The 13,354-nt window shown below is 66.8% G+C and carries 11 protein-coding genes; 3 read left to right on the forward strand and 8 right to left on the reverse strand.

Translation table 11 applies throughout. The features are described 5' to 3' along the window. The first annotated feature begins 5 nt into the window (after positions 1-5). Entirely contained in the window at positions 6-671 is a 666-nt protein-coding gene (locus tag IB273_RS29990; RefSeq protein ID WP_081519073.1) for a GntR family transcriptional regulator, read from the forward strand. Positions 672-679: 8 nt separating this feature from the next. Here IB273_RS29990 and IB273_RS29995 read toward each other — a convergent pair whose 3' ends face one another. The 3 genes from IB273_RS29995 to IB273_RS30005 all read right to left on the reverse strand — a co-directional run bounded on the left by IB273_RS29995 (position 680) and on the right by IB273_RS30005 (position 2,476). Continuing rightward, positions 680-892 (reverse strand): YgdI/YgdR family lipoprotein, encoded by a 213-nt coding sequence (locus IB273_RS29995; RefSeq protein WP_017521498.1) that lies wholly within the window; start codon positions 890-892, stop codon positions 680-682. Positions 893-995: 103 nt separating this feature from the next. Next, positions 996-1,397 (reverse strand): SMI1/KNR4 family protein, encoded by a 402-nt coding sequence (locus IB273_RS30000; RefSeq protein WP_081519074.1) that lies wholly within the window; start codon positions 1,395-1,397, stop codon positions 996-998. Between the two features lie 194 nt (positions 1,398-1,591). Next, positions 1,592-2,476: a Tim44 domain-containing protein gene (locus tag IB273_RS30005; protein ID WP_138213587.1), complete on the reverse strand. Its 885-nt coding sequence runs from the start codon at positions 2,474-2,476 to the stop codon at positions 1,592-1,594. Positions 2,477-2,734: 258 nt separating this feature from the next. Between IB273_RS30005 and IB273_RS30010 the strand changes: the two genes are divergently transcribed. Continuing rightward, entirely contained in the window at positions 2,735-4,495 is a 1,761-nt protein-coding gene (locus IB273_RS30010) for a cation:proton antiporter (RefSeq protein WP_081519076.1), read from the forward strand. A 75-nt stretch (positions 4,496-4,570) separates the two neighbouring features. Here IB273_RS30010 and uvrD read toward each other — a convergent pair whose 3' ends face one another. Next, positions 4,571-6,751 carry a DNA helicase II gene (gene uvrD, locus IB273_RS30015; protein ID WP_192225696.1) on the reverse strand — a complete coding sequence of 727 codons (2,181 nt, stop codon included), beginning with the start codon at positions 6,749-6,751 and terminating at the stop codon, positions 4,571-4,573. 176 nt (positions 6,752-6,927) lie between these two features. Here uvrD and IB273_RS30020 point away from each other — a divergent pair, with 176 nt between their 5' ends. Next, on the forward strand, positions 6,928-9,777 hold the full coding sequence (locus tag IB273_RS30020; protein ID WP_081519078.1) for an EAL domain-containing protein: 2,850 nt from the start codon (positions 6,928-6,930) through the stop codon (positions 9,775-9,777). On the opposite strand, the gene IB273_RS30025 is transcribed toward IB273_RS30020, so the two are convergent. The 4 genes from IB273_RS30025 to IB273_RS30040 are packed head-to-tail and all read right to left on the reverse strand — an operon-like array spanning position 9,771 to position 13,298. Beyond that, positions 9,771-10,292, reverse strand: coding sequence for a nitrous oxide reductase accessory protein NosL (locus IB273_RS30025; RefSeq protein ID WP_192225697.1), 522 nt, complete (start codon positions 10,290-10,292; stop codon positions 9,771-9,773). The two genes, IB273_RS30020 and IB273_RS30025, sit on opposite strands and share 7 nt — an antisense overlap. Before the next feature lie 14 nt (positions 10,293-10,306). Continuing rightward, positions 10,307-11,131 (reverse strand): ABC transporter permease, encoded by an 825-nt coding sequence (locus IB273_RS30030; protein ID WP_192225698.1) that lies wholly within the window; start codon positions 11,129-11,131, stop codon positions 10,307-10,309. Next, complete coding sequence (locus tag IB273_RS30035; RefSeq protein WP_192225699.1) at positions 11,128-12,036, reverse strand: ATP-binding cassette domain-containing protein; 909 nt, start codon at positions 12,034-12,036, stop codon at positions 11,128-11,130. Before IB273_RS30035 ends, IB273_RS30030 begins: the two co-directional genes overlap by 4 nt. Continuing rightward, positions 12,033-13,298, reverse strand: a complete 1,266-nt coding sequence (locus IB273_RS30040; RefSeq protein ID WP_151188779.1) for a nitrous oxide reductase family maturation protein NosD — start codon at positions 13,296-13,298, stop codon at positions 12,033-12,035. Before IB273_RS30040 ends, IB273_RS30035 begins: the two co-directional genes overlap by 4 nt. Between the last annotated feature and the right edge of the window lie 56 nt (positions 13,299-13,354).

The following is a 13,354-nucleotide window of genomic DNA, read 5'->3' on the forward strand; positions in this document are numbered from 1 at the left end:
TCACGATGGCCGACAACCTTCAGGAACAGCTGTACCAGAACCTGCGCCAGGCCTTGTTGAGCGGGCGCTTCCAACCCGGCGAGCGGCTCAAGATCCGCGACCTGGCCGATGAGTGGGGCACCAGCCCGATGCCGGTGCGCGCGGCCCTGCAACGGCTGGTGGCCGAGGGCGCTCTGGAGGGCGAGCCGCAGCGCTCGCTACGGGTGCCGGTCATGACCCGCGAGCGCTACCTGCAGATCCTGCAGGTGCGGCAATCCCTGGAGGGGCTGGCGGTGGAAGACGCGGCCAGGCACCTGAAGCCCGCCGACATGGCGGTACTGCGCGATTGCACCGAGCGCATGGAAATCGCGCTGAACGCCCGCGACGTCCACGGCTACCTGGAGGCCAACAGCCGGTTCCACCTGACGCTCTACCGTGCCTGCGGCAATCCCACGCTGCTGCGCATGATCGAGGCGCTGTGGCTGCAGGTCGGGCCCTTCTTCAACCGGTTGTTCACCGAGGCCGACCTGTCGCTGCGCCTGAACGACTTCCACGAAGACACCCTGCAGGCGCTGGAGCGTGGCGATGGCGCAGGCGCGCGCAAAGCCATCGAACAGGACCTGGGCTACTGCGGCCAGTACCTGCTCAACCTGCTTGAGCTGGAAAGCGGGGGAAGGCTCGGGGCGCGCTAGGGCGCCCTTCACGGGGTCTTGATGAAGCGGACGTTGTCCTTCTTGATCAGGATCGTCTCGCCGTTGAGCTGTTCGAATTCGTAGTAGTCATTGTATTTGTCGTAGTCGGAGTGATCCTTCACCAGGATTTCGCTGCCATCCTGCAGCGTCACCACGGCCTTGTCGGCGCATCCGGCGAGGCCGAGCAGCAACAGGCAGGTGAACAAGGCTTTCAACTTCATAGTTTCTCCACGGGGCATCGTACCCGCCCGGGCAGCAAGGGCTGGAGGTACGCTGGGTTGCCTGTGTGACCATGGAAGTTTCAGGAAATTCCGACACCGGGCTTCAAGTATCGAGCCATACGTCGCGTGCCCAGGTCCAGACGGAGTCCCAGGTTTCCTCGGTGAGCTCGCCGTCGGCCCAGAGGATCACCTCGCCGTCCTCGGCGACCGCGTAGTAGTCGTCACCATCGGCGCAGAGCGGAATCAGCTCGCGCGGCAGGCCGCTGGCCCAGGCTACGGCGGCCACTTCCGGCAGGTAGGTGTGGGACTGCGGATCGGCCACGGTGACCGGCTCCAGGCGCCCGTAGATCACATCGCTGACCAGCAGGAGGAACTCACGGAATTCCGACGGAATGCCGATCAGCAGGGCTTCTTCGATCTCCACGAGCAGTTCTTCGTCGGGCAGTTCCAGCGGTACCGGAACCGGCTCGTTCGCTTCACGCAGTTTCTCGATCACATCTTCCACAGGCGGGGCCTCTTTGAATTCGACGAATGGCGCGCTTTATACAGTAGTAGCCGGCCATTCGCGCAAGACCACTGTGCCGGTGCCGTCCGGACGAGCGGCGGGCCCGCGGGGAGTGCCGCGCCGGATTGCCGAGGCGGGCGACGGAAACGAAAAAGCCCGGCAATCGCCGGGCTTTTTCAGTGTTGCGCGCAGGATCAGTTCTGACGGATGCCCGCCACCAGCCAGGGCTGGTTCTCGCCCTGCGGGCGCTCCATGCGCCAGCTTTCGCTGAAGGGCTCGCCCTGGTCGAAACGCGAGGACTTCGACACGCCGCTGAAGGTCAGGGTGGCGATGGTCTTCTCGGCCTGGTCGTCCACGCCCTCGAGCTGCACGTCGAGGTTGTCGATGTAGGTGGACTGGTAGCCCTCGCCCAGGTCAGCACGCTCCTGCTTGAGGAACTGCAGCATCTGCGGGGTGACGAACTCGGCGATCTTGTCCATCTCGTTGGCGTCCCAGTGCTGCTGCAGGGACATGAAGTGCTCGCGGGCGGCGGCGACGAAACGGGTCTCGTCGAACCAGCTCGGCGCGTTGATCACCGGGCGGCTGTCCATCACCGGGCGGGACGCACCACCGAAGATCGACGGCGGGGCGGCCGGCATTTCACGCTGCATCGGCGCATGTCCGCCGGCCATGGCGGGCTGGTTGCCCTGCTGCTGGCGGCGACGGGAGGCGATGAAGCGGAAGGCGATGAAGGCGATCAGCGCGATGATCAGGATGTCGAGGAACTGCATGCCCTGGAAGCCGTCGCCCATGAACATGGAGGCGAGCAGGCCACCGGCGGCGAGGCCGGCCAGCGGGCCGAGCCAGCGCGAAGCGCCGCTCTTGGCGGCGGCGCCGGCAGCGCCTGCGGCAGCACCGGTTGCGGCAGGGCCTGCGGCAGTCGGGGAATTCGGCGCGGCATTGGGTTGCGCCTGGCGGGTCTGGTGGCTTGGCGCCGAGCCCATGCTCTTGCCACCACCAAAACGCTTGGCGGCGTTGACGTCGAGGCTGAGCGTCACGGCGACACAGAAAGCCATGGCAAGGCTGAGAAAGCGCTTCATGGTTGTCATTCTCTTGGTTGGTATACGACGCACGTCATGTTGCCGGTGGGTGCCCTTGAGGGCCAGCCGGATTTTGTTTCGTGCTGTTGCCCTGCGTGGGCTCGCCCCCTGATATGGGGTCTGATGAATCCCTTTCCAAATCAGTCTGTTACTGATTCTTTCAGAGCCGCCTGTCGGAGGACTCGGATGGTAGGCTTCGCTGAGCGAGGCCGTCAGCCGCGCGATCCCCTGACCAGCCCGCCGCGAGGACCGCCGACCATGCATGCCATCGACTTCATCCAGGACCTCGCGGTGATCATGCTGATCGCCGGTTTCGTCACCATTCTCTGCCACCGCTTCAAGCAGCCGGTGGTGCTGGGCTACATCATCGCCGGGGTGATCATCGGCCCGCACACCCCGCCGTTCGCCCTGGTGCACGACGAGGAAACGATCAAGACCCTCGCCGAGCTGGGGGTGATCTTCCTGATGTTCTGCCTGGGACTGGAGTTTTCCCTGCGCAAGCTGTTCCAGGTCGGCGCCACGGCGTTCATCGCCGCGTTCCTGGAAATCACCCTGATGATCTGGGCCGGCTTCGAGATCGGCCGCCTGTTCGACTGGAGCACCATGGATTCGCTGTTCCTTGGCGCGATCCTGGCGATGTCCTCCACCACCATCATCATCAAGGTCCTGGGCGACCTGAAGATGAAGAACGAGCGCTTCGCCCAGCTGATCTTCGGCGTGCTGATCATCGAGGACATCCTCGGCATCGGCATTATCGCGCTGTTCTCCGGCATCGCCGTGAGCGGCACGGTGGAGGCCGACCAGGTGTTTTCCACGGTCGGCAAGCTCAGCCTGTTCATGGTCGTCGCGCTGGTCGTCGGCATCCTGCTGGTGCCGCGTCTGCTGGCCTACGTGGCGAAGTTCGAAAGCAACGAGATGCTGCTGGTGACGGTGCTGGGCCTGTGCTTCGGCTTCTGCCTGCTGGTGGTGAAGCTGGAGTACAGCATGATCCTGGGCGCCTTCCTGATCGGCGCGATCATGGCCGAGTCGCGCCAGCTGATCCAGATCGAACGCCTGATGGAGCCGGTGCGCGACATGTTCAGCGCGATCTTCTTCGTCGCCATCGGCCTGACCATCGACCCCAAGGTACTGGTGGACTACGCCGCGCCGATCCTGGTGATCACCCTGGTGGTGGTTGCCGGCAAGCTGGTGTCCTGCGGTGCTGGCGCCTTCATCGCCGGCAACGACGGGCGCACCTCGATGCGCGTGGGCATGGGCCTTTCGCAGATCGGCGAGTTCTCCTTCATCATCGCCGCGCTGGGCATGAGCCTGGGCGTGACCAGCGACTTCCTCTATCCGGTGGTGGTCGGCGTGTCGGCCATCACCACGCTGCTGACGCCCTACCTGATCCGCTCGGCCGACCCGCTGGCGCTGTACCTGGGCCGCAGCCTGCCATCGCCCATGGTGCGCGTGTTCAGCCTGTACGGTGAATGGCTGCGCAGCATCAAGCCACGCGGCGACAAGGCGATCCTCGCCGGGATGATCCGGCGCATCCTGCTGCAGGTCGGGGTCAATCTGACCCTGGTGATCGCGATCTTCTTCGGCCTGGCGTTCTTCGCCGACCGTCTGTCGCAGTGGCTGGCGCAGTTCGTCGAGCACGAGGCGCTGCACAAGGCGCTGATCTGGGGGGCCGCGCTGCTGCTGTCACTGCCGTTCCTGATCGCCGCCTACCGCAAGCTCAAGGCGCTGGCGATGCTGCTGGCGGAGATGGGCGTGAAGGCGGAGAGCGCCGGGCGCCACACGGCCCGCGTGCGCCGGGTGATTTCCGAGCTGATCCCGCTGCTGTCGCTGGGCGGCATGATGCTGCTGCTGGCGGCGCTCAGTTCGAGCATCCTGCCGCCGGGCGAGCTGCTGGTGGTGGTGGCGCTGATCGCAGCCCTGGTGATCGCGGTGTTCTGGCGCTGGTTCATCCGCGTGCATTCGCGGATGCAGGTGGCGCTGATCGAGACGTTCGAGCAGAACGGCGGCGGGCATCACTGAGGCCTCGCCATTCCCTGCAGGAGTGGGCCATGCCCGCGATCGCGCCCATGGGGCGCCCCTACAGGTTGGCCGTGATCAGATCGCTTCCAGCTTCGCGTAACCCATCATCAGCCACTTGCTGCCCTCGCTGTCGAAGTTCACCTGCACCCGTGCCTGGGCGCCGGAGCCTTCGAAGTTGAGGATCACGCCGTCGCCGAACAGCGGGTGGCGCACGGACTGGCCCAGGCTGAAGGGGGTGTCCGGTACGCTGGCGCCGCTGAACAGGTTGCCGCTGCGCTGGTTGCCCGACAGCGGACGGCTCACCGAGTTGGACAGGCGCACTTCCTGGATCAGGCTCGGCGGGATTTCGCGCACGAAGCGCGAGACCTTGTTGTAGGTCTCGCTGCCGTACAGGCGGCGGGTTTCCGCGTAGGTCATGACCAGGCGGTGCATGGCGCGGGTGATGCCGACGTAGGCCAGGCGGCGTTCCTCTTCCAGACGGCCGGGCTCTTCCAGGCTCATCTTGTGCGGGAACAGGCCTTCTTCCACCCCGGCGAGGAACACCAGCGGGAATTCCAGGCCCTTGGCGCTGTGCAGCGTCATCAGCTGCACGCTGTCCTCGAAGGCATCGGCCTGGGTGTCGCCGGACTCCAGCGCGGTGTGGTCGAGGAAGGCCACCAGCGGCGGGGTGTCCTCGTCGTCCGGGGTCTCGAAGGCGCGGGCGGCGCTGACCAGTTCTTCCAGGTTTTCCACCCGGGCCTGGCCTTTCTCGCCCTTCTCTTCCTTGTGGTAGGTGATCAGGCCAGACTGCTCGATGACGATCTGGGTCATCTGGTGCAGCGGCAGGCCCTCGACCTTCACCGCCAGCAGGTCGACGGTTTCCAGGAACACATTGAGCGCACTGGCGGCGCGGCCGGCCACGGCCTTGGCGGCGATCACGTCGTTGATCGCACGCCACATCGAGGTGCCGTTGTGGCGTGCGGCGTTGCGGATCGCCTCGATGGTCTTCTCGCCGATGCCGCGTGGCGGCACGTTGATCACCCGCTCCAGCGCGGCGTCGTCGTCGCGCAGGCGGATCAGACGCAGGTAGGCCAGGGCGTTCTTGATCTCGGCACGCTCGAAGAAGCGCTGGCCGCCGTAGATGCGGTAGGGAATCTTCTCGCGCAGCAGCGCCTCTTCCAGCACGCGGGACTGGGCGTTGGAGCGGTAGAGGATGGCGATGTCGCTGCGCTTGAGGCCGTCCTTGCGCAGGGCGTCCTCGATGGTCTCGACGATGTAGCGCGCCTCGTCGTGCTCGTTGAAGCCCGAGTACAGGGTGATCGGGTCGCCGTCGACGCCGTCGGTCCACAGCTCCTTGCCCAGGCGTCCGCTGTTGTTGGCGATCAGCGCGTTGGCGGCCTTGAGGATGGTGCCGGTGGAGCGGTAGTTCTGCTCCAGGCGGATGTCCTCGGTGCCGGCGAAGTCATCGCCGAACTGCTGGATGTTCTCGATCTTCGCGCCGCGCCAACCGTAGATCGACTGGTCGTCGTCGCCCACCACCATCAGGCTCTCGCCGCCCTTGCCGAGGAAGCGCAGCCAGGCGTACTGCACGGCGTTGGTGTCCTGGAACTCGTCCACCAGGATGTGGCGGAAGCGCCGCTGGTAGTGCTCCAGCAGACTCGGGCGGTCGCGCCAGAGGTCCAGCGAGCGCAGCAGCAGCTCGGCGAAGTCGACGACGCCGGCGCGGGCGCAGGCCTCTTCGTAGGCCTGGTAGACGCTGACCATGGTCGCCAGGTACAGGTCGCCGCCGGCCTGGATGTTCTGCGGGCGGTTGCCCTCGTCCTTCTGGCCGTTGATGAACCACTGCGCCTGGCGCGGCGGCCAGCGCTGCTCGTCGAGGCCCAGCTCGCGCACCACGCGCTTGACCAGACGCAGCTGGTCGTCGCTGTCGAGGATCTGGAAGTTCTCCGGCAACCCGGCTTCCTGCCAGTGCGCGCGCAGCAGGCGGTGCGCCAGGCCATGGAAGGTGCCGACCCACATGCCGGCCGGGTTGATCCCCAGCAGTTGCTCGATCCGCGCGCGCATCTCGGCGGCGGCCTTGTTGGTGAAGGTCACGGCCAGGATGCTGTGCGGCGAGGCGTTCTCGACCTGGATCAGCCAGGCGATACGGTGCACCAGCACGCGGGTCTTGCCGGACCCGGCGCCAGCGAGCACGCGCTGGCGCCCCAGCGGCGCGGCCACGGCCTGGCGCTGCGGGTCATTGAGGGAGTTGAGCAGGTAGGAGATGTCATCGTTCATGGGGCGGCATTCTACCGACGGGCGGTTTTCCCCGGCAAACCCGCCCGCCGTCCGGCGTCTTCCCGACGAAAGTTGGGCGGGCACGCAGCCAATTGCCATCATCCTGCTTGGGTGGGGCTACCTCCTCGGGTATGCTCCGCCGACGCCTAGGCCTGACACCTACAAGAAAAACGCCTATGACCGCTTATGTAGAGCCTTCGGCGATCCCGGTGAGCCATGCCGAGATCCGCCAGCAGTACGCTCACGAAATTGCCGTCGAACGCACGCGCCTGCTCTATCAGGGCTCGCGGGTGCCGACCCTGCTCATGCTGCTCAATGGCCTGGCCTGCGCTGGCTTGCTGTGGGATTACGTGAAGCCGGGCCTGCTCGCCGGCTGGCTGGTGTGGCTGGTGCTGCTGGCCGTGCTGCGCCTGATCCAGGTATCCGCCTTCAACGCCGCTTCCGCCGAGCGCCAGGCCAGCCCGCACTGGCAGCGCACCTTCCTGTTCGGCGCCGGTGCGTCAGGGCTGACCCTCGCCTTCGCCGCTATCGCCCTGGTGCCGCCGGACGCCTTCCTCCAGCAATCCCTGGTCTTCGGCCTGATCGCCGCGGCCATTCTCTCCGCCAGCGTCGCCTACGCGGTCAGCCTGCCAGCCTTCCTCACCTTCGCCTTGCCCTGCCTGTTCCCCTCCATTGCCTATTTATTGATCAGCGATAACCCGCTGCAGCAAGGCTGGGGCGTGCTCGGGGTGATCCTGCTGGCCGCGCTGCTGGTGGTGGCCTGGCAGATCCACCGGGTGGTGCATGTCGGCCTGCTGCGACGTTTCCAGGCCCAGGCGCTGGTGGCGCACCTGGAGCGCGCCAAGGCGCAGACCGAGGCGCTGAACCAGGACCTGGAGCGCGAAGTCGAGCAGCGTCGTCGCGCCGAACGTGAACTCTGCCGCGCCCGCGATGCCCTGCAGGAGCGGGTCGAGGCGGGCAGCGCCCAGCTCAGTCATACCGAGGCGCGCCTGGCTCTGGCACTGGAAGCCAGCGAGCTGGGCCTGTGGGACTGGAACCTGCTGACCGACGAAGTGCACCACTCGCACCTGGAAGAAATCTTCGGGCTGACCCAGGCGGCGGTGAAGAGCGTGCGCAACGACCTGCGCCCGCGCCTGCACCCCGATGACCTGCCGCTGCTGCGCCGCGCGCTTGTCGAGCATCTCAAGGGCCGCACCGACGGCTACCGCATCGAATACCGCGTGCGCCACGCTGCGGGCCACTGGGTCTGGGTGGAAGACCGTGGCCGGGTGATGGAGCGCGACGGCCGCGGGCAGGTCACCCGGATGGTCGGCACCCGCGCCGACATCTCCACGCGCAAGCTGCGCGAGGAAGAGCAACGCCTGGCCGCCACGGTATTCGAGGCCGCCAGCGAAGGCATCATCATCCTCGACCCGGATTACCGGCTGATCGCCCTCAACGAAGCCTTCACCCGCCTCACCGGCTACCGCCGCGAAGAAGTGCTGGGGCACAACGTCGCGCGCCTGATGGGATCGTCGGAGGCGCTGCGGCGCTATCAGTCGATCCGTACCGAACTGGAGCGCCAGGGCACCTGGCAGGGCGAGCTGATCGAGACGCGCAAGAACGGCGAGCTGTACCCGCAGTGGCTGCAACTGAACGTGGTGCGCGACGGCCGCGGGCAGGTCGCCCATGTGGTCGGCTTCTTCGCCGACCTCACCGCCCGCCGCGACGCCGAGGAGCGCCTGCGCTACCTGTCGCACTACGACGAACTCACCGGGCTGGCCAACCGCACGCTGTTCAAGGAGCGCCTGCACGAGGCCAGCCAGCGCGCGCGCCAGGAAGGCCGCACGGCGGCGCTGCTGCTGATCGACCTGGACCGCTTCAAGTTGCTCAACGACAGCCTCGGCCACGAAGTCGCCGACCAGTTGCTGCGGCAGATGTCGAGGCGCATGACCCAGACCGTGCCCGAGGCCGACACCATCGCCCGGCTTTCCGGCGACGAGTTCGCCGTACTGATCGACTCCTACGCCAGCCTCGCCGCGCTGGCGCGGCTGTCCAGCCGCCTGCTGGCCAAGCTGCGCACGCCGATGACCGTGGGCGGCCACGAACTGGTGATCAGCGCCTCGGTGGGCATCAGCCTGCTGCCGGAAAACGCCTGGGAAATCTCCGCGCTGATGAGCCAGGCGAACATGGCCATGCAGCACGCCAAGCACCTGGGCGGGAACACCTTCCAGTTCTTCACCGACAACCTGCAGGCCTGCACCCTGGAGCGCCTGCAGCTGGAAACCCGCCTGCGCAAGGCCATCGACGAAGGCCAACTGGACGTTCACTACCAGCCCAAGCTGAACCTCGCCAACGAGCGCCTGGACAGCGCCGAGGCGCTGGTGCGCTGGCGCCACCCGGAGATGGGCATGGTACCGCCCAGCGATTTCATCGGTCTGGCCGAGGAAACCGGGCTGATCGGTGCCATCGGCGAGTTCGTCCTGCGCCGCGCCTGCCGGCAGGCGCGCGCCTGGCAGCTCCAGGGCCGCGAGTTGCGGGTGTCGGTCAACCTCTCGGTACACCAGTTGCGCACCGGCAACCTGGTCGACCTGGTGCGCACCGTGCTGGAGGACACCGGCCTGCCGTCGCACCTGCTGGAGCTGGAGCTCACCGAAAGCCAGCTGCTGGACAACGTCGAGAGCGTCACCACGACCTTCCAGCAACTGCGCGAGATGGGCGTGAAGCTGGCCATCGACGACTTCGGTACCGGTTACTCCTCGCTCAGCTACCTGAAACGCTTCCCGGTGGACTACGTGAAGATCGACCAGACCTTCATCCGCGACCTGTCCGAGCGCGGCGAGGACGCGGCCATCACCCGCGCGATCATCGCCATGGCGCACAGCCTGGAACTGAAGGTGGTGGCCGAAGGCGTCGAGCAGGCCGAGCAGCTGCGCTTCCTGCGCGCCCATGGTTGCGACGAGATTCAGGGCTACCTGATCAGCCAGCCGGTGCCGGCGGATGCCTGCCTGGCGCTGCTGGAGAGAAGCGACCGGCTGGGTCAGTGATGCTGGTGGTCGCCTGAAACACCCTGCAGCACGCTCTGGTCGATCTCGCTGAAACGCAGCACCCGACCACCGTCGTCATTGGCCATGCGTTCCGCGTCCGCGCGTTCGGAGAATGACGCGAGGGTGGCGCCCATGGCGCCGGGACGCTTCACCCCGACCACGTAGAAGGCGCTGGTGGCGTCGATCAGGTGGCGGTCGTCGGGATGGTTCCAGTCGCTGCGGGCCATGTCATGCACATACAGGCGCGCGCCGCTGTGCTGGTTTTCCGGCTGCAGCCACCAGCCCAGCAACTCGGCGGTGGAACAGAACTTGTGTACGGCTCCGGGGGCCACGGCTTCACCCTTGGGACCGGCGAAGTCGCTGATGACCATACCGCAGACGTGGCATTCCTCGCCGTTCTGGAAGGGCACAGGGCCCAGGTTGGCACTTTGTTGGGCAGCATCGTCGCAGCCGCCGAGCAGCAAGCTGAAGAACCCGGCGGCGAGGCCGAGGCGAAGGGGACGGGACAGCAGCATGGGGGCTCCTTGAGTCAGATCGGGCGTCGGCGGAACAGCGCATAGGCCAGCGCCAGCGCGGCCAGGGTCCAGGCGCACAGCGCCAGCCAGAGGCCGGCGACGGGAACGGCGAGGTCGCGGCCGAGGGTCAGTACGCCGCCCAGCTCGGAACCGAAGTCAGGCAGGTTGATCAGCCGGTACAGGTCGGTGGGGTTGAGCAACAGCAGCCAGGGCAGCAGGTTGGCGCTGAGCTGGCCCTTGCCTATCACCAGCAGGGCGAGCAGGGCCAGGTCGAACAGCAGTACGAAGAAGAACCACACACCCAGCGCCAGGCCGGCGGCGGTGGATTTTTCGCTGACCCGCGCGCTCAGCGCGTAGGCAATCGCCAGGAAGGTCCAGCCCAGCAGGCAGGACGACAGGATGAAGCGGGCGAACGAGCCCAGCAGTTGCCCCAGCGGGATACCCGGCACCAGCAGGCCAATGGCCAGGGCGGCAGCGGAGAAGCCCAGCAGCGTGGCGAGGCCGAGAATCAGGCCGTGGCCAAGAAACTTGCCGATCAGCAGCTGCCCGCGCCCCAGCGGGTAGGTCAGCAGGAGCAACAGGGTACCGCCTTCCTCCTCGCCGACGATGGCGTCGTAGGCCAGCAACAGGGCAATCAGCGGCATCAGGAAGGTAGCGAGGCTGGTCAGGCTGGCCAGGGTTGCCGGTAGCGAGGTGAAGCCTACCTGGCCACTGGCGGCGGCACCGAACCAGGCGATGCCGACCGCCAGCAGGGCGAACAGCAGGCTGATGGCAAGCAACCAGCGATTGCGCAGGCCGTCGGCCAGTTCCTTGCGCGCGATGTTCCAGATCGGGTTCATGCCGTGGCTCCCGCGTGCGCGCTCTGCATATGGTGGCGATAGAGGTCCTCCAGCGATGGAGGCAGCACTTCGAGCTCCTGCGCCTGCTCGGCGAGCAGCACGCTGAGCACTTCGTGCTGGCGCCCTTCATCGACCCGCAGCTCCAGGCGTCGGCCATCCAGGGCGGCGACTTCATGGCCGACGGTGCGCCAGTGTTGCGGCCAGTCGCTGTCGGGTTTGCCTGCGTAGCGGATACGTACCGGCAGGCCGGCGTCCCGGCGCAGGTCGGCAAGACTGCCGGCGGTGAGCAGGCGGCCCTTGGCCAGGATCGCGGCGCGGTCGATATGCGATTCCACGCCGGGCAGTACGTGAGAGCAGAGGATGATCCCGGTGCCCTGTGCGCGCAGGCGGTCCAGCCATTGGTAGAGCTCGATGGTGGCCAACGGATCGAGGCCGACGGTGGGCTCGTCGAGCAACAGCAGTTGTGGCTCGCCGAGTAGCGCCTGGGCCAGCCCGAGGCGCTGGCGCATGCCCTTGGAGTAGGTTTTCACCCGGCGCTGCGCGGCGTGGCTGAGGCCGACCTGTTCGAGCAACTCGTCCACTTCGGCAGGCCGCGCGCCCTTGAGCCGGGCGAAGTGCTGCAGGGTTTCGCGGCCGGTGAGCTGTGGATAGAAGGTCACGTTCTCCGGCAGGAAGCCGATGCGCCGGCGCACCGCCGCATCGCCCGGTGACTGGCCGAAGACTCGCACCGAGCCTTCTGTCGGGCGCAGCAGGCCGAGGATCAGCTTGATCGTGGTGGTCTTGCCGGCGCCGTTATGTCCGAGCAGGCCGAGGACTTCCCCGGCCCCCAGTTGCAGATCGAGCCCATGCAGGGCAGTGAAGCCGCCGTAGTCCAGGGTTGCGTCACGGATTTCCACGGGGTTCATGGTTGCGGCTCCAGGTCAGCGGCTCGCATCAGCGGGAAGCTGTCGCGCACGCCGGGTGGACGGGTGACGGGAAAGGCGCGCTGGACCCAGCGCAGCAATTCGATGGCGGGGCTGGTCATCAGCAGTTGCACCTGTGGGTACAGCCAGAGCAACTGGTCGACCTTGTCGTTGGGCTCGTAGGCGACGTCGCCGATGCCGTCGGCGTTGCGGTCCCAGCCCAGGTAGTCGCTCCAGTAGTTGCCGCGCCCGTCGGCGGACCATTCCTGGGTCCGGCTGGCGACGTACTTGACCTGCTGGCGGTTGCCGATGAATGCGTTGCCACTGATGCGGTTGTCTTCGGAGCCGGCGGTCAGGTGGATGCCCAGGGCGCTGCTTTCGAAGCGGTTGTCCTCGATGCGGTTGAACAGTGAGTTGTAGATGAACAGGGCCTTGCCCTCGGCGCCTGCAATCATCGCGTCGCCGCCGCCATCGCCGCTGCGCACGGCTTCGACGCGGTTGCCGGTGAGGGTGGAGTAGGTGATGTAGTTCATCAGGATGCCGTAGTTCTGGTCGTCCACCGAGCGGTTGCCGACCACGGTGAGCTTGCGGCTCTGCATCAGCGCATAGCCGGTGCGCGTGTGCCGGGTGGTGTTGCCGATGACGCGGCTGTTGTGGGTGAACATGTAGTGCACGCCGTAGCGCAGGTCCTCGAAGAGGTTGTCTTCGATGCTGCTGTCGTTGGAGGTGTCGATGTAGACGCCGTCGCGGGTCTGGCGCACCTGGTTGCCGCGCACCAGGGCGTTCTTCACCGCATAGAGGTGGATGCCGTTGCCGCGGTCCTGGGAGCGAACGCTGGGGTCGCCCTGGATGCGGTTGTCGAGCACCTGCACGTCAGCCGTCGCGTCGAGCCAGATGCCAAAGCCGGCGCCCTGCAGGTCATTGCCGCGCACCACGGTGCCGTGGGCGGCCTTGTCGATGAATATCGCCGCGTCCATGGCGGTCAGGTCGCGGCCCCAGTTGCGCAGCGCGCAGCCCTCGATGACGACGCCGGGCACCCGCACGTGCAACGTGCTGCCGGTCCCTTCGCCGTCGAACAGGGCGCCAGGCGCGCAGCGCAGGTGCAGCGGATGGTCGATGGTGAAGTTGCCGCTGTACGTACCGGCCGGCAGCGTGCGGATGTCGCCGTCGCCCTGCAGGGGCAACTGGTCGATGGCTTGCGGTTGTGCCTGGACGCTTGCCGCGAGCAGCAGCGACAGGGCAAGGCCGGGCCGGGTGAGTCCCATGCAACACCTTCTCGTCGATACCCCGCCGGCGCTTGCCGGCGGGGCCAGGGGCCTGC

The organism is Pseudomonas sp. PDM19 (genome assembly GCF_014852215.1).
Taxonomy (GTDB): Bacteria; Pseudomonadota; Gammaproteobacteria; order Pseudomonadales; family Pseudomonadaceae; genus Pseudomonas.

Bases quoted from the DNA above. Each gene is read 5' to 3' on its own strand.
- IB273_RS30020 (WP_081519078.1), top strand. From the start codon at position 6,928: ATGACCGCTTATGTAGAGCCTTCGGCGATCCCGGTGAGCCATGCCGAG.
- IB273_RS29990 (WP_081519073.1), top strand. From the start codon at position 6: ATGGCCGACAACCTTCAGGAACAGCTGTACCAGAACCTGCGCCAGGCC.
- uvrD (WP_192225696.1), bottom strand. From the start codon at position 6,751: ATGAACGATGACATCTCCTACCTGCTCAACTCCCTCAATGACCCGCAG.
- IB273_RS30040 (WP_151188779.1), bottom strand. From the start codon at position 13,298: ATGGGACTCACCCGGCCCGGCCTTGCCCTGTCGCTGCTGCTCGCGGCA.
- IB273_RS30025 (WP_192225697.1), bottom strand. From the start codon at position 10,292: ATGCTGCTGTCCCGTCCCCTTCGCCTCGGCCTCGCCGCCGGGTTCTTC.
- IB273_RS29995 (WP_017521498.1), bottom strand. From the start codon at position 892: ATGAAGTTGAAAGCCTTGTTCACCTGCCTGTTGCTGCTCGGCCTCGCC.
- IB273_RS30035 (WP_192225699.1), bottom strand. From the start codon at position 12,036: ATGAACCCCGTGGAAATCCGTGACGCAACCCTGGACTACGGCGGCTTC.
- IB273_RS30010 (WP_081519076.1), top strand. From the start codon at position 2,735: ATGCATGCCATCGACTTCATCCAGGACCTCGCGGTGATCATGCTGATC.
- IB273_RS30005 (WP_138213587.1), bottom strand. From the start codon at position 2,476: ATGAAGCGCTTTCTCAGCCTTGCCATGGCTTTCTGTGTCGCCGTGACG.
- IB273_RS30030 (WP_192225698.1), bottom strand. From the start codon at position 11,131: ATGAACCCGATCTGGAACATCGCGCGCAAGGAACTGGCCGACGGCCTG.